Origin of the sequence: Comamonas sp. BIGb0124, assembly GCF_003752175.1 — a bacterium.
In the GTDB taxonomy this organism is placed as follows: Bacteria; Pseudomonadota; Gammaproteobacteria; order Burkholderiales; family Burkholderiaceae_C; genus Comamonas_F.
In genome coordinates this window covers 182622-206069 of the sequence record NZ_RJVF01000008.1, presented here as the reverse complement: position 1 = coordinate 206069, position 23448 = coordinate 182622, and the positions used below count along the sequence as shown (strand labels likewise).

20 protein-coding genes are annotated in these 23448 nt (G+C 64.9%); 10 read left to right on the top strand and 10 right to left on the bottom strand.

The features are described 5' to 3' along the window. The first annotated feature begins 11 nt into the window (after positions 1–11). The gene (locus EC845_RS02180) at positions 12–1211 is read left to right on the top strand and encodes an alpha-hydroxy acid oxidase (RefSeq protein WP_123295576.1); all 1200 of its coding nucleotides are present in this window, start codon (positions 12–14) and stop codon (positions 1209–1211) included. Continuing rightward, a complete protein-coding gene (locus EC845_RS22445) occupies positions 1174–1350 on the top strand; it encodes a LysR family transcriptional regulator (protein ID WP_199739703.1) in 177 nt (58 codons plus the stop codon). Before EC845_RS02180 ends, EC845_RS22445 begins: the two co-directional genes overlap by 38 nt. 77 nt (positions 1351–1427) lie before the next feature. On the opposite strand, the gene EC845_RS02170 is transcribed toward EC845_RS22445, so the two are convergent. The 4 genes from EC845_RS02170 to EC845_RS02155 all read right to left on the bottom strand — a co-directional run bounded on the left by EC845_RS02170 (position 1428) and on the right by EC845_RS02155 (position 6452). Beyond that, positions 1428–2423: a tripartite tricarboxylate transporter substrate binding protein gene (locus EC845_RS02170; protein WP_123295575.1), complete on the bottom strand. Its 996-nt coding sequence runs from the start codon at positions 2421–2423 to the stop codon at positions 1428–1430. 131 nt (positions 2424–2554) lie between these two features. Then, entirely contained in the window at positions 2555–3994 is a 1440-nt protein-coding gene (pyk, locus tag EC845_RS02165) for a pyruvate kinase (RefSeq protein WP_123295574.1), read from the bottom strand. A 33-nt stretch (positions 3995–4027) separates the two neighbouring features. Beyond that, complete coding sequence (locus tag EC845_RS02160) at positions 4028–5317, bottom strand: glycerate kinase (RefSeq protein ID WP_123296312.1); 1290 nt, start codon at positions 5315–5317, stop codon at positions 4028–4030. A 46-nt stretch (positions 5318–5363) separates the two neighbouring features. Next, positions 5364–6452 carry a tartrate dehydrogenase gene (locus EC845_RS02155; RefSeq protein ID WP_123295573.1) on the bottom strand — a complete coding sequence of 363 codons (1089 nt, stop codon included), beginning with the start codon at positions 6450–6452 and terminating at the stop codon, positions 5364–5366. 110 nt (positions 6453–6562) lie between these two features. Here EC845_RS02155 and EC845_RS02150 point away from each other — a divergent pair, with 110 nt between their 5' ends. Continuing rightward, the gene (locus EC845_RS02150; protein ID WP_123295572.1) at positions 6563–7474 is read left to right on the top strand and encodes a LysR family transcriptional regulator; all 912 of its coding nucleotides are present in this window, start codon (positions 6563–6565) and stop codon (positions 7472–7474) included. Between the two features lie 92 nt (positions 7475–7566). Here EC845_RS02150 and gdhA read toward each other — a convergent pair whose 3' ends face one another. The 3 genes from gdhA to EC845_RS02135 form a co-directional block, all read right to left on the bottom strand. After that, complete coding sequence (gene gdhA, locus EC845_RS02145; protein WP_123295571.1) at positions 7567–8910, bottom strand: NADP-specific glutamate dehydrogenase; 1344 nt, start codon at positions 8908–8910, stop codon at positions 7567–7569. 248 nt (positions 8911–9158) lie between these two features. Beyond that, entirely contained in the window at positions 9159–9944 is a 786-nt protein-coding gene (locus EC845_RS02140) for an SDR family oxidoreductase (RefSeq protein WP_123295570.1), read from the bottom strand. A gap of 115 nt (positions 9945–10059) precedes the next feature. Beyond that, positions 10060–11154, bottom strand: coding sequence for an alkene reductase (locus EC845_RS02135; protein WP_123295569.1), 1095 nt, complete (start codon positions 11152–11154; stop codon positions 10060–10062). Positions 11155–11327: 173 nt separating this feature from the next. Between EC845_RS02135 and EC845_RS02130 the strand changes: the two genes are divergently transcribed. The 3 genes from EC845_RS02130 to chrA all read left to right on the top strand — a co-directional run bounded on the left by EC845_RS02130 (position 11328) and on the right by chrA (position 14792). After that, positions 11328–12038, top strand: a complete 711-nt coding sequence (locus EC845_RS02130) for a GntR family transcriptional regulator (protein ID WP_123295568.1) — start codon at positions 11328–11330, stop codon at positions 12036–12038. A 60-nt stretch (positions 12039–12098) separates the two neighbouring features. After that, on the top strand, positions 12099–13307 hold the full coding sequence (locus EC845_RS02125; RefSeq protein ID WP_123296311.1) for a diguanylate phosphodiesterase: 1209 nt from the start codon (positions 12099–12101) through the stop codon (positions 13305–13307). A gap of 132 nt (positions 13308–13439) precedes the next feature. Continuing rightward, a complete protein-coding gene (gene chrA / locus EC845_RS02120; protein ID WP_123295567.1) occupies positions 13440–14792 on the top strand; it encodes a chromate efflux transporter in 1353 nt (450 codons plus the stop codon). Positions 14793–15011: 219 nt separating this feature from the next. Here chrA and EC845_RS02115 read toward each other — a convergent pair whose 3' ends face one another. Both EC845_RS02115 and EC845_RS02110 read right to left on the bottom strand, forming a co-directional pair. Beyond that, a complete protein-coding gene (locus EC845_RS02115) occupies positions 15012–17099 on the bottom strand; it encodes a pyridoxamine 5'-phosphate oxidase family protein (RefSeq protein WP_123295566.1) in 2088 nt (695 codons plus the stop codon). A gap of 35 nt (positions 17100–17134) precedes the next feature. After that, positions 17135–17746, bottom strand: a complete 612-nt coding sequence (locus EC845_RS02110; protein ID WP_123295565.1) for a glutathione S-transferase family protein — start codon at positions 17744–17746, stop codon at positions 17135–17137. A 142-nt stretch (positions 17747–17888) separates the two neighbouring features. Here EC845_RS02110 and EC845_RS02105 point away from each other — a divergent pair, with 142 nt between their 5' ends. Next, entirely contained in the window at positions 17889–18788 is a 900-nt protein-coding gene (locus tag EC845_RS02105; protein WP_123295564.1) for a LysR family transcriptional regulator, read from the top strand. A gap of 24 nt (positions 18789–18812) precedes the next feature. Here EC845_RS02105 and EC845_RS02100 read toward each other — a convergent pair whose 3' ends face one another. Further along, the gene (locus EC845_RS02100; protein WP_233597906.1) at positions 18813–20006 is read right to left on the bottom strand and encodes an MFS transporter; all 1194 of its coding nucleotides are present in this window, start codon (positions 20004–20006) and stop codon (positions 18813–18815) included. Between the two features lie 224 nt (positions 20007–20230). Here EC845_RS02100 and EC845_RS02095 point away from each other — a divergent pair, with 224 nt between their 5' ends. From EC845_RS02095 to zigA, 3 genes are all read left to right on the top strand, one after another. After that, positions 20231–21253, top strand: a complete 1023-nt coding sequence (locus EC845_RS02095; protein WP_123295563.1) for an LLM class flavin-dependent oxidoreductase — start codon at positions 20231–20233, stop codon at positions 21251–21253. A gap of 234 nt (positions 21254–21487) precedes the next feature. Continuing rightward, positions 21488–21994 (top strand): GAF domain-containing protein, encoded by a 507-nt coding sequence (locus tag EC845_RS02090; protein ID WP_148077216.1) that lies wholly within the window; start codon positions 21488–21490, stop codon positions 21992–21994. Positions 21995–22203: 209 nt separating this feature from the next. Beyond that, positions 22204–23448, top strand: a complete 1245-nt coding sequence (gene zigA, locus EC845_RS02085) for a zinc metallochaperone GTPase ZigA (RefSeq protein WP_370451223.1) — start codon at positions 22204–22206, stop codon at positions 23446–23448.

The following is a 23448-nucleotide window of genomic DNA, read 5'->3' as shown; positions in this document are numbered from 1 at the left end:
AAGGAAAAGACGTGTCCGTCCGACTCAACGTAGAAGACTACCGCAGCCATGCCCGGCGCAGCCTGCCGAAGTTCGTGTTCGACTACCTCGAAGGCGGCGCCGAGGGCGAATCCACGCTCCACGCGAATCGAGCCGACCTCGAAGCGCTGCGCCTGACCACACGCTGCCTCCGGGACACCCGCGACATCGATACATCCATCGAGGTCTTCGGGCAGACATGGGCCATGCCCTATGCGATTGCGCCGATCGGTCTCTGCGGCCTGTTCAGACCGGACGGCGATGTGATGATGTCGCGTGCCGCGCGGGGGGCGGGCATTCCGCATGTCCTGTCCACGGCCTCCAACTCGCGCATCGAAACGCTCCCGGCCGGCAACCCCCTGCAGTGGCTGCAGCTGTACGTGATGTCTCAGCGCAGCATCGCCGAGCAGGTGGTCCGGCGAGCCCGGGCGCAGGGCTTCGGTGCCCTGGTGCTGACCGTGGATGTGCCGGTGAGCGGGGCGCGGGAACGGGACGTCCGCAACCAGTTCAAGGTGCCGTTCAAGCCGACGTCTCGCCTTGCGCTCGACGTGCTGCAGCGTCCGGGCTGGCTGTGGCGCCTGGCCAAGGGCGGCTCGCCCCAGTTCGCCAATCTCGTCGACGGCGATGAAAAGCCGTCCGCCCAGACCCAGGCCATGCTGCTGTCGCGGGAGATGGACCGCAGTCTCGACTGGCAAAGCCTGCAATGGGTGCGCGCGCTGTGGGACGGGCCGCTGCTGATCAAGGGTGTCCTTCATCCGGCCGATGCCCGCATGGCGCTCGCGCACGGTGCCGACGGGCTGATCGTCTCCAACCACGGGGGACGCCAGCTGGACGGCGCGGTGTCGTCGATCTCTGCCCTTCACCCCATCCTGGATGCCGTGGCAGACCGCATCCCGGTGTTCGTCGACGGCGGCTTTCGACGGGCTTCGGACATCGTCAAGGCGCTGGCCCTGGGCGCCCGAGGGGTCTTTCTGGGACGCCCGATGGCCTACGGCCTGGCCAGCGGCGGCGAGGCCGGCGTTGCATCGGTCATCGACCTGCTGCGCAACGAACTGCGGCGCAACATGATCCTGATGGGCGCGAACACGATCGCCGACATCACGCGCGATCATCTTGCGCCGAACCAACCGGTTTTTCCCCGGTTCGACACCTGCCATGAGCAAACTCCACGACCTCCAGCGCATTCGTTTTGATCTGACTTCCATCCGCCTGCTGATCGCCACGGCAGAGCAGGGCAGTGTGACGGCTGCTGCCGAGCGCATGAACCTGGCCAGCGAACTGCATCACTGGCGAGAACTGAGCCGGCGCGTGGGCTTCAAGCCGGGCGATTGAGGATTCTCAACCCACCGACGGTTTTCTCGCCCACCCAGCCAAGTGCCCCGGCGTGCGGGGCGGGCTGAAGAAATGTCTCAATCGATCGTGATCTTGCCCTTCTTGACCAGCTCGGCAAACTTGGCCGTCTCTTCTGCGATCTGCTGCTTCATTTCTTCTCGCGTGTTGCCGACGGGTTGTGCGCCGATTTCGTCCATGCGTTTGACGAAGTCGGGCGACTTGATGATCTCCACCATGTCGCGGCTCAACCGGCCGACCACCTCGTTGGGCGTCGCCGCCGGAGCCAGCACGCCGAACCACGTCCCGATGTTGAACCCCGGCAATCCCGACTCCGCCAGGGTCGGTACATCCGGAAGCGCCTTGGAGCGTTCGGCGGTGGTCACCGCCAGTGCCTTGAGCTTGCCGGCCTGGATCTGGGGCAGAACCGGCGTGAGGGTGTCGAACGACATCAGGATCTGGCCGCCCAGCAGGTCCGTCGCCAAGGGGCCGCTGCCTTTGTAGGGAACATGAATCAGGGTCGTGCCCGTCATGGCCTGGAACTCGGTGCCGATCATGTGCTGAGCGGTGCCGTTCCCGTTCGAGCCGTAGGTGGCCTGGTTGGGATTCTTCTGCACATAACCGACCAACTGTGCGACGTTGTCGACCGGCGTCTTTGCGGCATTGATCACCAGCACGTTCGGGACCATCGCAAGGGTGGTGATGGGCTGGAAGTCCTTCTGGAAGTCGTAGCCCAGTCTTTTGTACACACTGGGCGCAATCGTGTGGTGCACGGCGCCGATCAGCAGGACGTGGCCGTCGGCCGGCCCCTTGGCCACATACTCGGCACCGATGGTCGCTCCTGCGCCAGGTCGGTTTTCGACGATCACCGGCTGCCCGAGCTTTCCGGACAGACGTTCGGCCAGCGTGCGGGCCAGCACATCGGTGGTGCCGCCGGGCGGGAAGGGGACCACCAGCGTCACGGGTCTGTTCGGCCAGTTCGACTGGGCCAGCGCCTGGCTCTGCATCGCACCGAGTGCGGCGACGGAAGTCAATGCCACGAAGGTGAACCGACCGAGTTGACTGTTGAATGTCATGTTTGTCTCCATCTGCGCGGGGGCGCATTCTTTTTTGCTGTCCGGCCCTCGCCGGTACCGGTAGCCGGTTCGATGCAGTCACACATCGGACCGGAACGATCTTGGCGTCGCAGGCTCGATCGCCCGTTCGCTCACGCCACACGACTTCTGACGACGGCGATCTTCAGGAGGTTGGTGGTTCCCGGCACGGCGAACGGCATGCCCGCCGAGATCACGATGTTCTGCCCCGCCTGCGCAAAGCCTTGCGCTTGGACCGTGCGTTCGGCGACTTCGGTCATCTCGTCGACGCTCGAGCTGTCTTTCAAGTTGGGGCTCACCACCGGATGCACGCCCCAGACCAGGCAGAGCCGGCGTGCGGTGGCCGACAAGGGCGTGATGCCGACGATGGGTGCCCTGGGGCGTTCCCTGGCCATGCGGATCGCGGAGTAGCCGGAAGTCGTGAACGCCACGGTCGCGGGCGCGCCCAGCAGCGAGATGACATGGCGCATCGCCAGTCCGATGGCATCCGCGGCCACGGCCTGGGAGACCGAACCGTTCGCCTCGATGCCGTCGCGGTAGCTCGGGTCGGATTCGCAATGCAAGATGATCTTGCGCATGATCTGCACGGCTTCCAGCGGGTATTTGCCGGATGCGGATTCAGCGGACAGCATCACGGCATCGGCCCCCTCGTAGATCGCGGTTGCGACATCGGATGCTTCCGCCCGTGTCGGCACCGGGGACGCGACCATCGATTCCAGCATCTGAGTCGCGACGATCACAGGGCGCCCGAGTTGCCGGCAAGCCCTGACGATGCGGCGCTGAATCACCGGAATCTGCTCGGCCGGGAGCTCCACGCCGAGGTCGCCGCGCGCCACCATGACCGCATCGGTCTCGGCGACGATGGCATCGAGCGCCTCGATGGCCGCCGGCTTCTCGAGCTTGGCCACGATGCCCGCCCGGTCGCCGACCAGTTCGCGGACTTCGGTGATGTCCGCTGCGCGCTGCACAAAGGAGAGAGCCACCCAGTCCACACCCAGTTGCAGACCGAACAGCAGGTCCTCCCTGTCCTTGGCGGTGAGCGCCGAAATCGGCAGCACGACACCCGGCACATTGACCCCCTTGCGGTCGCTCAGCACACCGCCGACGAGCACTTCGGTGTCGGCAAAACCGGCGCCGTGCCGCAGCACACGCAACCGCAGTTTGCCGTCGTCGAGCAACAGGTCGGTGCCGGTTTGCAGTGCGTTGAAGATCTCGGGATGCGGCAGCGAGACACGGCTCTCGTCGCCGGGGCGCTCGCGATCCATGTCCAGGCGGAAGGACTGGCCTTGCCGCAGATCGATGCGTCCGGCAGAGAAGGTCCCGACACGCAGCTTGGGCCCCTGCAGATCGAGCAGCACGCCGATCGGCCGGCCCGTCTCCGCTTCGAGTTCACGGATCATGGCGTGCCGGCGCCGATGATCGGCGTGACTGCCGTGGCTGAAGTTCAGTCGGAACACATTGGCTCCAGCCTCGACCAGGGCTCTCACAAGCGCCTTGTCCGACGTGGCCGGTCCCAGTGTCGCAACGATCTTGGCTTGTTTGCAGCGGTTCATGGGGGTCTTTCCTGGCTAAGCGGTCGAACCCGCTCAAAGAATCAGAATGGCTCGGAAGTCATTCACATTGGTCAAGGTGGGCCCGGTGACGACGGCGTCGCCGAGCGCCTCGAAAAAGCCATGGCCATCGTTGTCGTCCAGATGGTCACGCGCCCGCAGGCCCAGTCGCTCTGCGCGCGGCAGCGTGTCCGGCCCGATGAAAGCGCCGGCGATCTCTTCCTGCCCGTCGACCCCGTCGGTGTCGGCCGCAAGGGCGTGGACCGCGGACACGTCGCGCAGCGCGATGGCCAGGGCCAACAGGAATTCGACGTTGCGCCCACCGCGTCCGGTGCCTCGCACCGTCACCGTGGTCTCGCCGCCCGAGATCAGCACGCAGGGCGGCACAAACGGCTGCCGGTGCTGCCTGACCTGCAGCGCCAGCCCGGCATGCACCTGGCCCACCGTGCGCGCCTCACCCTCGATGGAGTCGCCCAGAATGTGAGCGGGCAGGCCGGCCGCGCGCGCGACCCGGGCCGCGGCTTCGAGCGATGCCTGCGGCGTGGCGATCAGCCGGGTCTCGATGCGGGGCAAGCGCGGGTCGCCGGGCTTGAGGGTTTCCGCGCGGCCGCTTTGCAGGGCATCCAGCACCGGGGCGCCGACTTCGATCGCATAACGCCGAAGCACATCGAGGGCCTCGGCGCAGGTGCTCGGGTCGGCCACGGTGGGACCGGAGGCGATGTCGCAAGGGCGATCGCCCGGCACGTCCGAAAGGACGAGATTGAAGACCCGCGCCGGATGGCAGGCGGCCGCCAGCCGGCCCCCCTTGATGCCGGACAGGTGCCGGCGAACCACATTCATCTCCTGGATGCCGGCCCCGCTGCGCAGCAACTGGCGGGCGATGTCCTGTTCGTCTTCCAGCGTCATGCCCGGCAAGGGCAGGGGCAGCAGCGACGAGCCGCCGCCCGAGATCAGGCAGACGACCAGGTCGTCCGGCCCCAGACCCTCGACCATGGCCATCATGCGCCGGGCGGCCTCGGCTCCGCAGGCATCGGGCACCGGGTGCGCCGCCTCGACGATCTCGATGCGTTCACAGGCCACGGCATAACCATGACGAGTCACCACCAGCCCGCTCAACGGCCCCGGCCATGCCGTCTCGAATGCGCACGCCATGGCGGCCGACGCCTTGCCGGCCCCGATGACGATCAGCCGGCCCGACGGCGGCGGCGGAAGATTCAAGGGAATCTGCCGGCTCGGCTGAGCTTGCGCGATCGCCGCATCGAACATGTCGCGCAGCAGATCCCGGGGCTCGGGAGTCGACCCTGCGGGTGTTTTTTGTTCAATCATGTCCATGCCTGAATGGAACCGGCACGCTTGCCGTGCGAACCTCGGATCAAGCCGCTTTCAACGAGATGCCGGCACTCAAGTACTCGCACACCGCCTGAGTCACTTGAGCGGTCGAGGCCTTGCCGCCCAGGTCGCCGGTGTGCAGCGTAGGCGTGGCCGTGACGCTTTCGATGGCGCGCATGACGCGGTCTGCGGCTTCCTGTTCGCCGAGATGTTCGAGCAGCATGACCACCGACCAGAAAGTACCGACCGGATTGGCCAGTCCCTTGCCCATGATGTCGAAGGCTGAGCCATGAATCGGCTCGAACATCGAGGGGTAACGGCGTTCGGGATCGATGTTGCCCGTCGGTGCGATGCCCAGGCTGCCCGCCAGCGCTGCCGCCAGATCGCTCAGGATGTCGGCGTGCAGGTTGGTCGCCACGATGGTGTCCAGCGTCGATGGCCGATTGACCATGCGCGCCGTCGCCGCATCCACGATTTCCTTGTCCCACCGGACATCCGGGAAATCGCGCGAGACTTCCAGTGCGATCTCGTCCCACATCACCATGGCGTGGCGCTGCGCATTGCTCTTGGTGATGACGGTCAGCAGCTTGCGAGGCCGGGACTGGGCCAGCTTGAACGCAAAGCGGATGACACGCTCGACGCCGACACGCGTCATCATCGAGACATCCGTGGCGGCTTCGATCGGGTGCCCCTGGTGCACGCGGCCGCCGACACCCGAGTACTCGCCTTCGGTGTTCTCGCGCACGATGACCCAGTTCAGATCTTCGGGCTTGCACCGCTTGAGCGGCCCGTCGATGCCGGGCAGGATGCGGGTCGGGCGCACGTTGGCGTACTGGTCGAAGCCCTGGCAGATCTTCAGGCGCAGGCCCCAGAGCGTGATGTGATCCGGGATATCGGGATCGCCGGCCGATCCGAACAGGATCGCATCCTTGTCACGCAGTGCGTCCAGGCCGTCTGCCGGCATCATCACGCCGTGTTTGCGGTAGTAGTCGCCCCCCCAGTCGAAGTCTTCGAACTCGAAGCGGAAACGCTTGGACGTCTTGGCCAGGGTCTCAAGGACCAGGCGGCCTGCGGGCACCACTTCCTTGCCGATGCCGTCTCCCGGGATGGTTGCGATCGAGTAGGTCTTCACGTGTGTTTCCTGAAGCTGAAAAGTAAGAGTGACTGAACTTTAAGCAGCAGGAGCCTGGAACGATCAGGTGTACATTCAAAGCGTCTTTAAGAAAAAGTTAACGATCGACCATGAAAACCCTCATAGAACCGGCCGACCTGTCCTTCTTCGCGAGTGTCGGAGGCTCGGGCAGCCTCAGTGCGGCGGCCAGGGAGCTGGGGGTCACCACGGCAGCCGTCAGCAAGCACCTGTCGCAGATGGAGCAGAGAATCGGCACGCTGCTGCTGCATCGGACGAGCAGGCGCATGAGCCTGACGCCGGAGGGGGAGCTGTATCTGGACCACGCGCGAAAGATCCTGGGCCAGATCGGCGAGCTCGAACATCAGCTCGGCATGGCCATGGCCACGCCCACGGGACTGGTCCGCGTGAATGCCACGCTCGGTTTCGGGCGCACGCACATCGCGCCCCTGATCTCTCGCTTCACAGCAAAACATCCCTCCGTCGAAGTGCAATTGCAGCTGTCCGTGAATCCGCCGCCGGTGACCGAGGATGCCTTCGACGCCTGCATCCGTTTCGGCGAGCCGCCGGACGCTCGTGTCATTGCCGCCAAGCTGGCGTCGAACCGGCGCATGCTGTGCGCGTCGCCGGTCTACCTCAAGAAACACGGCCTGCCGAAGACGCCTGCGGATCTGATGAACCACAACTGCATCGGCATCCGGCAAGGCTCGGAGGCTTACGGGCTGTGGCGTCTGCGCACGACCAAGCCGGACGGCCAGGAACAGGCCATCAAGACCCGTGGCAATCTGTCGACCAACGACGGCGAGATCGCGGTCAGGTGGGCACTCGACGGACACGGCATCCTGATGCGTGCCGAGTGGGACATTCAACGTTACCTGCGCAGCGGCCGGCTGGTGCCGGTGCTGCCGCAATACGCGACGCCCAATGCCGATATCTACGTGGTCTATCCAGAGCACCACAGGTCGACCAGCCGTGTGCGGTCGTTCGTGGACTTCGTCGTCCGGGAATTCAAGAAAGGCCAGTGAACAAAGGCCGGTGGCCAACGATCGGCTGCATGTGCCGGCCTGCTTCGCCCCCGGTCCGCTGGACTCGGGGACGTCACCTCATGACCTGCAGCTCAGGTCAAGCCCTGGGCCAGCATGGCGTCGGCCACCTTGACGAAACCGGCGATGTTGGCGCCGCGCACATAGCTGACGCGCCCTTCGCGGTCCTCGCCGTGCGTGATGCAGGCCTCGTGGATACCCTGCATGATCTGCAGCAGGCGGGCATCGACCTCTTCACGCGGCCACGACAGGCGCGCGGCGTTCTGGCTCATTTCCAGGCCCGAGGTCGCCACGCCGCCGGCATTGCTGGCCTTGCCCGGCGCATACAGCACGCCGTTCGACTCGAACACACGGATGGCTTCGAGCGTGCTGGGCATGTTGGCGCCCTCGGCCACGCACTGCACGCCGTTCTTGACCAGTTCCCGTGCGGCTTCGCCGTCGAGTTCGTTCTGTGTCGCGCAGGGCAGGGCGACATCGGCGGCGACCTGCCAGGGCTTCTGGCCGGGCAGGAATCGGGCGCCCACGCGTTCTGCGTAGTCGCTCACGCGGCCGTACTGCTGGTTCTTCACTTCCATGAGGATCTCGAGTTTTTCAGGGGTGAAGCCCTGTTCGTCGAGCACCGTGCCGCTCGAGTCCGAAGCCGTGATCACCCGGGCGCCGAGTGCCAGGGCCTTTTCGATCGCATACTGGGCCACGTTGCCCGAGCCCGAGACGCTCACGCGCATGCCCTGCAGATCGCGGCCCGAGCGCTTGAGCATTTCGTTGGCGAAGTAGACCGTGCCGTAGCCGGTGGCTTCGGGACGGATCAGCGATCCGCCGAAACTCAGACCCTTGCCCGTGAAGACGCAGTCGGCCCGATTGGTGATCTTCTTGACCATGCCGGCCATGAAACCCACTTCCCGTCCACCCACTCCGATGTCGCCCGCGGGCACATCGGTGTCGGCGCCCAGATGGCGGTGCAGCTCGAGCGCGAAGGCCTGGCAAAAACGCATCACCTCTGACGGGCTCTTGCCCTTGGGGTCGAAGTCGGAGCCGCCCTTGCCACCGCCCATGGGCAGGGTGGTCAGCGCGTTCTTGAAGGTCTGCTCGAAAGCCAGGAACTTCAGGATCGACAGATTGACCGACGGATGGAAACGCAGCCCGCCCTTGAACGGGCCGATCGCCGAACTGTGCTGGATGCGGTAGCCGCGATTGACATGCACCTCGCCCCGGTCGTCCACCCAGGTCACACGAAACACGATCGCACGTTCGGGTTCGATCAGGCGATCGAGCAGACCATGCTCAGCGTACTTCGGATGCGTGCCGATGAACGGCCACAAGCTTTCCATGACCTCGGAGACCGCCTGCAGGAACTCCGGTTGCCCCGGATTGGTGCGTTCGACGTGCTCGAGGAAGTGTTCTGCGCTGTTGTATTTCATGGGTAAAACCTGACAAGCCTTAGTTTGGTGCATAAAGTCATGCGAGAAATGCATTATGTAGGTGCACAACCCAAATTGGTGCAATTCCCGGACGCTTCTGTAGCCTTTGGCATGGCTGCGGCTGGGTCATACAGGCTCGGAAAAGCCACGCGCTACGGGCAGGTCGGCTTCAGTTCGACGGCGTCATCCAGGCCGATCGGTCGTCTGTCCTGATGGGCCTGCCGGTAACGGACCCACTGTGCACCGGTTCAGGCGTTCAGAATTCGGGACAGGACGGCCTGATGGACACGGCGAGGGGTCGCCCACATGAACGCAGCGTTCAACTTGTTCCCGATCCCAGGAACGACGCTGATCCTCCCCGCTTCGAGGGCGTGGATGCCTGCGCGCACCACCGGCGGTGTCGTCATCATGAAGGCTTTCATCAGCGGCGTGATTCTCTGTCCGGCCACGCTCGCGAAGCCGGTGTCCGTCAACCCCGGGCAAAGAGTCGTCACCGTCACCCCATCGCGCTTGAATTCCCGGTGCAGCGCTTCGCCCAATCGAAGCACATAGGCCTTGGCGGCCGAGTAGACGGCGAAGTTCTCGACGCCCTGCAAGGCCAGGATGCTGGCGATCTGCAGGATCTTTCCACGCCCGCGCACTTGCATGTCCTTGCCGAAAACATGGGTCATCGCCGTGAGGCTTGCGATATCCAGTTGGATCATCGACAGCGCCGGTTCCAGCGAACTGTCCAAGAACGGCCCCTGCAACCCATGTCCTGCATTGTTGATGAGAATCTCGATGGCGATATCCCGCTTCTCGAGCCGTGCGTGAAGCGCGTGAATGGCGGGAATGTCCGAGAGGTCGACCTGTTCCACGACGATGTCGATCGGGTACTGCCGGCGCAGCGACTGCGCCAGGGCTTCGAGTCGATCCAGGCGGCGCGCGACGAGCACCAGCGGGTGGCCGCGCTGCGCGTACTGTTTGGCGAACTCTTCACCGAACCCGCTCGATGCGCCGGTGACGAGTACCCAGGGTCTGGGGCTTGATGGCATGGATGGACCTCGTTGCGATCGGAAGGGAGAGTCGGGCGGCCGGCTGCGCTCGCGGCCTGTATTTGGCGCAGCTCCGGCCGCGAACGGGCAAGGCGTCGTCGCCGCCCCGCCGAGGTCAATGAGTCTGGGTTTCGGCCAGCGTCGGGTAGTCGGTATAACCCTCGGCACCGCCGCCGTACAGCGTGGCCGGGTTGAAGCCTGCCAGCGGAGCACCCGCCTTCAGACGCTCGACCAGATCCGGGTTGCCGATGAATGGGCGGCCAAAGGCGAACAGGTCGGCCTGGCCGGCGTTCAGGCGTGAAGTCGCCAGATCCAGGTCGTAGCCGTTGTTGGCGAGGTAGGTGTTCTTGAAACGTTTGCGCAGTGCGTCGAAGTCGAAGGGAGCGACATCGCGCGGACCGCCGGTGGCCCCTTCGACCACATGCAGGTAGACGATGCCCAGTGCATCGAGCTGCTCGACCAGGTAGTTGAATTGCGGCTGCGGGTCGCTGCTGGAGATGGCATTGGCCGGGGACACCGGTGAAATGCGGATGCCGGTACGCTCGGCACCGATCTCGTCGACCACGGCTTTGACGACCTCGAGCACCAGGCGCGCCCGGTTCTCGACGGTGCCGCCATAGGCATCGGTGCGCCGATTGGCGCCGTCCTTGAGGAACTGCTCCAGCAGGTAGCCGTTGGCACCGTGGATCTCCACGCCGTCGAAACCGGCGTCGATCGCGTTGGCTGCGGCCTGACGAAAGTCGTCGACGATGCCCGGCAATTCGTCGATCTCGAGCGCACGCGGCTCGGACACCTCGGCGAAGCCGTTGTTGACGAAGGTCTTGGTCTCGGCACGGATGGCCGAAGGGGCCACCGGTGCGCCGCCGCCGGGCTGCAGGTCGACATGCGAGATCCGGCCCACGTGCCACAGCTGAACAAAGATCTTGCCGCCCTTGGCATGCACGGCCTCGGTGACCTGGCGCCAGCCGTCGATCTGCGCCTGGGTGTACAGACCGGGGGTGTCCTGGTAGCCCTGGGCCTGTGCGGAGACCTGCGTGGCCTCGGTGATCAACAAGCCGGCCGTAGCCCTTTGGCTGTAGTAGGTCGCAGCCAACGGGCTGGGCACCAAGCCGGCGCCGGCCCGATTGCGTGTCAGCGGGGCCAGGACAACGCGGTTGCTCAAGGTCAGCGAGCCCAGCTTGTAGGCTTCGAACAAGGTTTTTTCAGTCATGTCTTCTTTCTTCCATGTCGATCGGTCAAGCCCCGGCATCCGTCGACAGCATCGACGCATGCCACGCGGAGCCAGAACTCTCGAAATAAGCATCGGACCACTATGATGATGGTCATCATCTAATTAGTCAAGATGTTTGATGATGATCGACATCAATAATAAAGAAGCAGGCCGTGTGGGATCTTGCCAAGCCGTATCCGGCCAGACCGCCTGCGCCCTCGGGGCCCGAGGGGGAAGCGGTCAATCAGCGCAGCCGTGCCTACCAGGGCTTTCGGCAGCAAATCATCGACGCGCGTATCCGGCCCGGCCAGTTCGTCTCCCAGCGCGAGCTCGTGCCCCGGCTGGAAGCGGCGGGCCTGATCAAGACCGTGCCCAAGCGCGGACTGCAGATCGCCTCGGTCGACATGAAGCTCATCCGCAATGCCTGGCAGGTGAGGGCGATGATCGAGCGCGAAGCCGTCGTCAATTTTGCGCAGGTGGCCAGCCGTGAAACCCTCGCCCAGTTGATCGACAGCCATGAAGCGATCCTCGAGCGTGCACTGCAGCCACGGCCCGACGAGGCGCTCGAGCGCGATGCGCAGGCGGTCGACTGGGGGCTGCACGACCAGATGGTGGATGCCATCGGCAACGAAATCCTGTCGGAGATCTACCGCGTGAACAGTCTGCATGTCAGGCTGATTCGCTACGACGCGCACTCGATGCGACCGGTTCAGGTGGTGCCGGCGATGCGTGAACACCTGCAGTTCCTGCAAGCCCTGGCCGCGGGCGACAGCGAGGGAGCACTGGCCCGGATGATGTCGCACATCGAGCTGTCCAAGCACCGTGTGCTGGCTGGCATGCTTCGCGTGGGGCAGGGGACGCCGCTCGGCATCGTGCCTGGGTGAGTGCTTCGATGTCGCCGGCAAGCCGGCCGCGCACAGGGGGCGAGACGATAAGATGTGTTCATGCTCTCCACACTTATCTATTCAAGCCAACTGGGCACGGGATACCTTCCCGATCTCGATGGCTTGGCAGAGATTTCGCGCAGAAATAATGCAAGGCAAGACATCACCGGCATCCTCCTGTTCGACGGAGAGAGCTTTTTTCAGATTCTGGAAGGGGATGAAGAAGCCATCGACTCGCTGTTCGACAGAATCAGAATGGACAAACGGCATGACAGCGTCGTCAAGATCATGAGCGACCATTCCCCGGCCAGAAAATTCGGGGAAACGGGAATGCGGGTCTTGGATATTCGCTCGCACAACGTGATGGACGAGGCGTCTCTGGCGCTGCGCCAGGCATTGGGCACGCGGTTACCCCCGAGCGACCGGGTGATCAAACTGATCCGGGCCTTTGTCGAGGGCAAGTGGAGGGCGCCCAACCGGGGCGCCTGCGACTTGCCGCTGCACGAGACAGCCGGCGCGCCGGCCGGGCAGGCCGATGGGAACTCAGAAGACGTGCCGCAGCAGAACGGCCATTGCCAGTTCGCGCTGCAACCCATCGTCGATGCGCTGGGCCGGCACGTGTCGTCTTATGAAGCGTTGATCCGATCGCCCACCGGAGGTCCACCAGCGGAATGTTTTGCAGGCAAGGCCGGCGATGCCCTGTACGAATTCGATCTGTTCAGCAAAAAATATGCGTTCGAACTCGCCGCAAGATTGGGCTTCAAGGAAAAACTGTCCGTCAACCTCCTGCCCATGTCTTTGGTGAAGATTCCAGATGCCACCGGCCGTCTCGATCGTTATCTTTCCGACTACGGCCTCAAGCCGGCGCAGGTCGTCATCGAAATCACCGAAGACGAGGCCATCACGTACTACGACGAGTTTTCCGCGGCGCTCAAGCGGCTCAGGGCACGCGGGTTCGGCCTGGCCATCGACGATTTCGGGGCAGGTTTTGCGGGGCTCTCGTTGCTGACCCGCTTCCAGCCAGAAAAGATCAAGATCGATCGCGCCATCGTCACGGGCATCGAGCAGGACGGCCCCCGGCAAGCCATCGTGAAAGCCATCGTCGAGTGCTGCAGATCGCTGGGCATCACGACGGTTGCCGAAGGCGTCGAGACCGTCGAGGAATGGTGCTGGCTTCAGGCTTCGGGCATCGACCTGTTCCAGGGATACCTCTTTGCCCAGCCCCGCATCGGCGCGATCCCCGGGATCCATTGGCCCACGCGAAGCTGACGCGCCGCGAACGGCAGAGGAGGGGGCTTCCGTTTTCTTGGCTATGATGCTGGCCACGGGATGTCGGCCTCCCGATCCTTTCGAGGAATGACGGTGTCCGTCCAAGTGCTGGTCGCCTAATCGGAGTTATCCGTGGACACCTCGTTGCCGACGCAAACCGCGTCCAAACCCCAATCCCTGACGCTGGGCACCGCCTTGCTGTTCTGGTTCAAGCTGGGCTTCATCAGCTTCGGCGGGCCCGCCGGCCAAATCGCCTTGATGCACACCGAGCTGGTCGAACGCCGCCGCTGGATCAGCGACACACGGTTTCTTCACGCGCTCAACTACTGCATGCTGCTGCCCGGTCCGGAAGCGCAGCAACTGGCGACCTACATCGGCTGGCTGCTGCACCGGACATGGGGCGGCTTGCTGGCCGGCGCGCTGTTCGTATTGCCATCGCTGGCGATCCTGATTGCGCTCTCGTGGGTGTATCTCGAGTTCGGCCATGTCACGGCGATCGCCGGCATCTTCTACGGCATCAAGCCGGCGGTGAGCGCACTGGTGGTGCATGCAGCCCACCGGATCGGCTCGCGCTCGCTCAAGAATCCAACGATGTGGGGCATCGCCATCGCTTCGTTTCTTGCCATCTTTGCCCTCGACACACCGTTCCCGGCCATCGTGCTGACGGCCGCTCTGTTCGGATGGTTCGTCTCCAGAGCGTGGCCGCAGGTGTTCGCCGCCCAGCCGGCTCACACCGGCAAGCCGGCCGCATCGCATGGACCGGCCCTGATCGACGACGACACGCCTGCGCCCGCACATGCTCGTTTCAGCCGGGCCGGGCTGATCAAGGTCCTGGTCATCGGTTCGGCGCTGTGGGCGGCGGTCATGGGGGTGTTGGTGCTGTGGACCGGTGCGAACAGCACATTGACGCAGATGGGGCTGTTCTTCAGCAAGGCCGCGGTGATGACGTTCGGCGGCGCTTACGCGGTGCTGCCTTACGTGTTTCAGGGGGCCGTCGAGCATCACCAGTGGCTGTCGGCCGGACAGATGATCGATGGGCTGGCCCTGGGCGAAAGCACGCCCGGGCCGCTGATCATGGTGGTGGCTTTTGTGGCGTTTCTGGGCGGGTGGAACGGTCAAGTGGCTGGTCCGGATGCCTTGTTCTACGGCGGAGCCGTGGCCGCCACGCTGGTGACCTTTTTCACCTTCCTGCCTTCGTTCATCTTCATTCTGGCCGGCGGCCCTCTGGTCGAGGCCACGCATGGCAAGCTGGGTTTTACAGCACCGCTGGCTGCGATCAGCGCTGCGGTGGTCGGCGTGATCCTGAACCTGGCGCTGTTCTTTGCGTATCACGTCCTTTGGCCCACCGGATCGAGCGGCCGATTCGACGGGGTGGCGGCGTTGATTGCAGCGGCATCCCTGGTGCTGTTTTTCCGTTTCAAGCTCGGTGCGATGACCGTTCTGGCCATGGCCGCAGCCGTTGGAGCCGGTCTCAGTGCCATTTGACGAGACATCGAGGCCCGATCGGCGACATCAACGCCGCATCGGGGCTAAGTGACTGTCCTGAATCGCGTTTTTCCATATCATCCTATTTTACACAATGTATATTATGTTAAATACGCAATGCAGTCAGGCCCGGGAAACACCCCGGCACATGCCCTGCACGCCATCCATCGGCATCGTTTCCCGGCGCTGACCGGGTTGGGCACCCTCGTGCGATCACGCTCACAGTGCCAGACGGACGATGCTCTGGGATTGCGCAGGCAACGCGCAGCACGGCAACGCCTGATCGTGAGGCACGTCGAAGGACGGGCTCGCCGCATAAGTGACCGAACCTTCGAGCACATCCACCCGGCAGGTTCCGCAGCTCCCGCTGCGGCAGCCGAATGCGGGCGTCAGGCCACGGGCCTCTGCGACATCCAGCAAGGGCCCGTCGCCGGGATTCCAGAGCGTTTCGCGCCCGGACTGGGCAAAGACGATGCGGACCGCTTGCGTGGCGGGCGGCGTCAACGCTACCGATGCCTGGCCGCCGTCACGCGAACGCGTCAACGCGGATGGACCGAAGGCCTCGGCGTGAATGCGTGAGTCCTGCACATCGAGCGACCGCAGGCCGTCACCGATCGCCTGCATGAAAGCTGCGGGTCCGCACAGATAGAAGTCGTAGTCGTCGAAAGGCAAAGTCGTCTTGAGCAACGCCAGATCGATGTGTCCGGCCTGTTCGTAGTCGCCACCCGGTTGGGCGTCGCCGGGCTGGCTCAGTGTCCGGATCCACCGGATGCGGCCTCGAGCCCTGCCGACCAATTCGGCGATCTCGCGGTCGAACGCGCGGTCCTCCCGTGTGCGAGCAGCCTGGTACAGCCACGTCGGCCGAACCTCTTGGGCGGAGCGGCCTTCCCGGACGATATGGTGCAGCATCGCCAACAGCGGCGTGATGCCGATGCCGGCCGCGAGCAACACTGCGGGCCGCCTTTCGTCTGCATCGAGGGTGAACCCCCCGGCCGGCTCCAGCGCCTCGATCACGGCACCTGGCTCCAGGGCATGCAGATGGCCTGAGACCCGGCCATGTCTTTTGACGCTGATGCGGTAGAAACCGCTCGCGGGCGCCATGGACAAGGTATAGACCCGGGTCTGCCGTGTCCCGTCGGCCAGGGTCACACGCACAGGCAGATGCTGACCGGCCCGAGGCTGAAAGGCAGCCCTGCCGTCGGCCGGTTCGAGGTAGATCGAGCGAATCGACGTGGTTTCGTCCACGGTCCGCGTCACGCGGAAGGGGCGCCACTGCCCTGCCCCGGCCCCTGGCGTGGTTTGGGCCGGGCCCAGGTGCCGCTCGACATCGGCCCAGCTGCCGGTCATCGGCAGGTCGGGCGCCCATCCGCCGGCGTCCATCCGCCAGCGCAGCGGCAGCCCGTCGGGCCGGTGCAGCACACGGCGCGGCTTGAAGGTCCACAGCCGCTCGGCCCCCTCGAAGGCATCGATCTCAGGGGCATCGAGAACCACCCTCGCTTCGCCGGTCATCTGCAGCATGTCGCCGGTCGAGGGATCGATGAAGAGCAATCCCGCAGCCGGATTCACCAGGAAATTACCCAGCGTCATGAAGAACCGGTTCCCGGAGAAATCGGGAATGGTCAGCATGCCGTCGTGGCCGACACGGACGAATCCGGGCTTGCCGCCGCGATGGGAAACATCGACCTGGCGCGTGCCGTCCCCGCGGTCGACATACGACGCGACGAAAAAAGTGTCTGCCGTGGCGATGATCTCGCGGGCACGCGTGTCCAGGCCCTCGACTTCGGTGGCGGGCCGCTGGCGGGTCAAGGCCGGATCGCGCACGACCTCGAGACTTCGGCTCTGGATGTAGCGCGGGCAGTTGCCGAAGCTCTGTGCCACCTCGATATCGAATGCCAAGCCGTCGCCGTGGCGGCGGACGGTGCCGTTCATCCGGTTGCGCCGGCGTGTCGCGAGCTCGATGCCGAGCAGCCCGATGGCCTGGCCGTCGCCCATGCCGGCATCGGCTGGATCGCCGGGATCACGCGCCAGGGCAACCCGAAGCGTCTGCGGATCGGGCGAGTGCAGAAAACCCGGTGCCCCGGCCCGTATGCTGGCCCATGCATCGCCATGCGCATCGACGCTGCCGATCACGACAAAGGGCAACTGCGCGTAGAACGCACGGTGCTGGTCGAGCAGCAGGTTGCGAACGAAGAGCCGCCCAGGCCGATCCATCTCGCGGACGGCACCGATGCTCTCTTGAATGGCGAGTTCGCCCGGATGCCACGGCGAGGCCTCGGTGTTGTCGGTCCTGAACGATGAGGGTGTCATGTGGGGTGCCTCGCAGTGGAATGTCTCTGGCGATATCAGGCCGTCAGGCCGGCCGGCGTCCGGGCGAATGCAACGAAGCCCGGCAGCGCCTCGATGCGCTCCAGCCACGACCGCACGCTGGGATACGGCTCGAGGTCGACATTCCCTTCGGGCGCGCGTGCGATGTAGCTGTAGAGCGCCACGTCGGCAATCGTCGGCACCGTGCCCACGAGGAAACGGCGGCTCGCGAACTCGGCTTCGAGCAGAGCCAGAATGGCGTGCGCGCGCTGGATCACTTCGGCCGCCTGAAACGACGCGCCGAACACGGTGATGAGGCGAGCGGCACACGGTCCGTAAGCGATCTGGCCCGCGGCCACGCTGAGCCATTTCTGCACGGCGGCCGCGGCTTCGGGCGACTCGGGCAACCAGTCGCGTCGCTTGAGCTTCCGGGCGAGATAGACCAGGATGGCCGTCGAGTCGGTCACAATCGTGCCCTCGTCGTCGAGAACAGGCACCTGCCCGAAGGGATTCAAGGCCAGGAACCCGGCCTGCTTGTGCGCCCCCTTGGCCAGGTCGACTTCGATCAGTTCGTGGGGCAATCCCAGCAGGTTGAGGAACAAGCGGGCCCGGTGGGCGTGGCCGGACAGGGGATGGTGATACAGCTTCATTTCAGCTCCTTTCTGATTGGCAGTGCCAAAATCGTTGATGCGGAGCGTATGGTCCGGCCTTTCGGGTGTCTCTGGAATCCGCGCCGGCGGCAAGTCACTATTCTCGAATCGACAACAACCCCTCCAAGAAACCGGTTACGGCATGGATCGACTTCAGTCAATGGCAGCTTTCCTGGCGGTGGTCGACACCGGCGGCTTTGCCTCGGCGGCCCGGCGCCTCGGTGTTTCGCCTTCCGTCGTGACGCGGGCGGTCTCCGAACTGGAGTCGAGACTGGGCGTGCGGCTGCTGACACGGACGACACGTTTTGTGCGTGTCACAGAAGCCGGGACGGCCTACGCCGACGATTGCCGGCGCATCCTCGCCGATATCGAAGAAGCGGATGGCGCAGCAGCGGGCACCCATGCCGCGCCGAGCGGCCGCCTGACGGTCACGGCGCCCGTGAATTTCGGGCGCATGTATGTGCTGCCCATCGTCCACGCGTATCTGGCTCGGTTTGCGTTGGCGGAGCTCAACTGCCTGTTCGTGGATCGTGTCGTCAACCTCGTCGACGAGGGCGTCGATCTGGCCATCCGTCTCGGCGACCTGCCCGATTCGTCGCTGCAGGCCGTGCAGGTGGGTCAGGTCCGGCGGGTTCTTTGTGCGTCACCCGGCTATCTGGCTCGGCATGGCACACCCGATCGGCCCGAAGAACTGCAGCAGCATGTGATCGTCGCATCGACCGGTGTCAGCACCTCGTCCGAGTGGCGTTTCTTCGACGGCGGCAAACAGGTGCCCGTGCGTGTGCAACCGAGGCTGACGGTGACCACCAACGAAGCGGCCGCCGCCTCGGCCGTCGCGGGGCTGGGCATCACCCGTCTGCCGCTGTATCAGATCGCGCAGGCCGTGCAGGACCAGAGCCTGGTGCTGATCCTGGAGACATTCGAACGCCCGCCGCTGCCCATCCACGTGGTGCACCGCGAAGGTCGCCACGCCACGCACAAGGCGCGCGCCTTCATCGATCTGGCGATCGAGACGCTGCGGAACGACCCACGCCTGAGGTGAGCGGACGAGGCCTGGAACGCAGGTTCACCGAGGGCTTCCCACCTCGCCCGCAATCCTGCGTTGCACCAGACGTGCAAAACTCAGTCCCAGCACGGCCAGCAGCAGTCCGAATGCGATCAGCACGGCAGGGATGGACACGGTGGCGATCAGGTGCGAGACCGCATAGATGCCGATCGACTGCCCCAGGAAAAGGCACGATGCGAACAACGACACGGCCAGTCCGCGGCGCTGGGGGAACATCTGTGTCGCATTGACCTGCAGCGTGTTGTGCAGCGCATAGAAGCCCAGGCCCGCACAGAAGACGCCGATGGCCGACCACGCCGTGTGGGTGCTGGTCGCCAGCACGCCGTAGCCTGCGGCCAGCATCAACCCGCCCAGCAGAGCCAGTCCGCGCTCGCCGAAGCGGCCGAGCAGGCGGCGGGCGTTGCGGCTGTAGGCGATGCCACCCAGGCCGAACACGGCCGCCAGTGCGCCGGCGGCTGCGGCACTGAGGTCGAGGCGCTGCATCAGCAGCGTGGGAATGAAGGCCAGTGCACCGAACACCAGTGCACCTTCGAGGGCCACGGTCAGCAGGATGGTGCGGCACCAGGCCTTGGAACCGATGGCCAGAAGCCCTTGGACCCAGGTGCCCTGCTGGATGTTGGCCGATCCGTGCGAGGTGGCGGCATAGGCCGCACGAAACAGAAAGGCGCCGCTGACCAGAAACAGTGCGGACGACAGCAAGAAGGCCCAGCGCCATCCGGCATGGGCCGCCAGCAGGCCACCCGTCCACTGCCCGGCGATCATGCCCAGCACGGTCGCGGTCAGCAGACGCGCCAGCGCCTCCTGCCTTTCCTCGTATCCCACTTCGTCGCCCAGCCAGGCCATGGCCAGCGGAATGATGCCGCCGGCCGCCGCACCGTTGAGCACGCGGCTCACGATCAGCATATCCAGCGACGGCGACAGCGCAGCCGCCGCGCTGCCGACGATACAGAGCATGGTGGCCCAGGCCATCACCTTGAGTTTGCCCAGCCGATCGCCGAGGTAGCCATAGACCAATTGGCACACGCCGTAGGCCAGCGCAAAACCCGAGATCGTGGCCGCCACCTCTCCGATGCCGACAAGGAAGTCGCCCGAGAGCTGGGGCAGCATGGCATCGCACAGCCGCATGGAGAACATGCTGGCAAAGCCACAGGCGCCCAGCAGCCACCGGATCCGGCCGCTTTCAAGTTGTTGCACGCAATTGTCCCGAAACAGAAAAGGACTGGCATCATGCCATCGACGGCCGATGGCCGCAGAGCCAGGGGAAAAAACATCTCCGGCGTACGGCACTGCGCCGTCCTGCCCGGCACCGTCCCAGGCGTTTGTGCAAAATGCCAATACTGGCGCGATGCGTGCGGCGGCCTGCAGGCCGCACAGCGCGGCGTCGCGCCCCAACCTTCCGCGCACAGCGCCCCCGTCTCATGAAGAAAATCGGTTTCCTGTCTTTCGGACACTGGACCCCCTCCCCCCAATCGCAGACCCGCTCGGCGGCGGATACCCTTCTGCAGTCCATCGATCTGGCGGTCGCGGCCGAGGAGCTGGGTGCGGACGGCGCTTATTTCCGGGTGCATCATTTCGCGCGCCAGCTGGCTTCGCCGTTCCCTTTGCTGGCGGCGGTCGGCGCAAAGACCCGACGCATCGAGATCGGCACCGGCGTGATCGACATGCGTTACGAGAATCCGCTCTACATGGCCGAGAGCGCCGCCGCCGCCGACCTGATCGCGGGTGGCCGGCTGCAACTCGGCATCAGCCGCGGATCGCCCGAACAGGTGATCGACGGCTGGCGTCATTTCGGCTATCAGCCCGTCGAGGGCGAAAGCGATGCGGACATGGGGCGGCGGCATACACAGGCCCTGCTCGAGGTCCTGAAGGGCGAAGGTTTTGCCCAACCCAGTCCACGACCGATGTTTCCGAACCCCCCTGGCCTGCTGCGACTGGAACCTCATTCGGAGGGACTGCGCGAGCGCATCTGGTGGGGTGCGGGATCGAATGCGACAGCCGTCTGGGCGGCCAAGATCGGCATGAACCTGCAGAGCTCGACACTCAAGGACGACGAGACCGGCGAACCCTTCCATATCCAGCAAGCCCGGCAGATCCGCGCCTACCGGGCCGCGTGGAAAGAGGCCGGCCATCTCCGTACCCCCCGGGTTTCGGTCAGCCGCAGCATCTTCGCGATCGTCAACGAGCAGGACCGGCAGTTTTTTGGGCAGAGCGGCAGGGACGGCGATCAGGTCGGGTTCATCGACGAGAACACCCGCTCGATTTTCGGCCGGAGTTATGCCGCCGAGCCCGATGTGCTGGCCCGCCAGTTGGCGCAGGACGAGGCCATCGCCGAAGCGGACACCCTGCTGCTCACCGTGCCCAATCAACTCGGCGTGGCCTACAACACGCATGTCATCGAGGCCATCCTGAAGCATGTCGCCCCGGCGCTCGGCTGGCGCTGAGACCGGCCTGCACCCCTGTGCGCCGCGCAGGTGCAGCTTCCCCGTCAGGCGCCCTGCCCCCTGCTGAATGCGGGGTGCGGGCCTACACCCGCCGCTGGCCAATGGCGGCTATCGTCGGAATCAGACGCTGCCGATCGGCGCAGCCCGGCCCGAAGGGCGCCGATCGGACATACTTCGTCTTTGCCGAGCATGGTTTCCGGCGACTTTGCCAGTTCTTCGACCTTCGTTACTAGCATGTCACACCCTCACACGCCCCGGCATCAGTGGACAGCGCCCGCCTCCGAACGCCAGTTGCTCAGCATCCTGCTGAGCCAGGGACCGTTGGCTGCGATCGAGTACATGAACCACTGGACACCGCATCGCATCACGGCCGTGTTCAGGCTGCAGGACGGTTTTTTCGTTCCGATCCACCTCTTCGACAAGCAAGGCGCACTGCAGACCCATGATGTGGGCCCGGTTCGTTTCCTGGGCAGTTTCGGCGAATTGGCCATGGTCCACGGCTCGTTCATCACCACCGATTCGTCGCGGGATCCGCGTGCCGCGGAAAGCACCTGCCGCAAGCTGTTCCGCAGTTATGTCGGCGTGCCGCTTCTCACCAACGATCGCCAGACCTTCGGCAGCATCTGCCACGCCGACTTCGAGCCCCGCCCTGCCCCCGACAGTGCGCAGTTGAACTTCTTCCGCTCGGCCGCCCAGTCCATCGCCGGCATTCTCGAAGCCAAACGCGAACCACAGAGCTGAACCCACCGCATCTCGGCGGTGTTCCTCTCGTTTGCTCTTTATTGATATTGATATATCATTAGCAATCGAGATAGCTCTTGAGCCCTTGAGATCGGCCTGGCGCATCCGAAGGCCAGTGCCGCGCCGCGCAGGCGCGACCGGCCTACCCCGTCCGATCGACGCTTCCCGAGGTTGCCACAGCCTCTGTTCACCTGTTCGAGTCCACTGCCATGATGCACGCCCCGCACTCCCCGCTCCTGCACAACAAACTGCCCGTGACCGTCCTGTCGGGATTCCTGGGTGCAGGCAAGACCACATTGCTCAACCATATCCTCAACAACCGCGAAGGCCGCCGGGTAGCGGTCATCGTCAACGACATGTCGGAGGTCAACATCGATGCGGCGCTGGTCCGGGACGGCGGCGCAGAACTCTCGCGCACCGATGAAAAGCTGGTCGAGATGAGCAACGGCTGCATCTGCTGCACGCTGCGCGAAGACTTGCTGATCGAGGTCGAGCGCCTGGCCAAGGCGGGCCGTTTCGATCAACTGGTGATCGAGTCGACCGGCATCTCCGAGCCCCTGCCCGTGGCGGAGACATTTACCTTCGAAGGAGAAGACGGCCGCAGCCTCGGCGAAGTCGCCCAGCTCGACACGCTGGTCACGGTGGTCGACGGCTTCAACTTTCTGCGCGACTACAGCTCGCGCGACAGTCTCGGCACCCGAGGCGAATCGCTGGGCGAGCAGGACCGGAGAACCGTCGTGGACCTCCTGGTCGAGCAGGTGGAATTCTGCGACGTGATCGTGCTCAACAAGATCGACCTGATCGGCGATGCGGATCGGGATCGCTTGACCGCGATTCTGCGCGGACTCAATCCACGCGCCAGAATCGAGTTAGCGGAACAAGGCCGCGTCCCGCTGGACCGGGTACTGCGAACCGGCCTGTTCGATTTCGAGGAGGCCTCACGCGCGCCGGGCTGGCTCAGGGAACTGCGCGGTGAACACACGCCGGAGACCGAGACCTACGGCATCCGCAGCTTCGTGTACCAGGCGCGCCGGCCCTTTCATCCGCAGCGCTTCTTCGAACTCGTCGAAAGCGAATGGCCGGGGGTCGTCCGCTCCAAGGGCTTTTTCTGGCTGGCCAGCCATCCGCCATTCGCCGGCTCGTGGTCGCAGGCCGGTGCGGTCGCACGCCATGGCGTGGCGGGCCACTGGTGGGCCGCCGTTCCGCCGGAAAGCTGGCCCGAGGATCCGGAAGCCCTGGCGTCGATTCGTGCCAAGTGGGCAGACGGCGTCGGTGACGCCCGGCAGGAACTGGTGCTGATCGGCATGGACATGGACGAGGCAGCGCTTCGCGAACGGTTCGACGCCTGCCTGCTGAGCGACGAGGAAATGGCGCGGGGCCCGTCGGGCTGGCGCGCTTGGCCCAATCCGTTTCCGGACTGGCCCGAGGCCGCGGCGGTTCAGGCCGTGGACTGA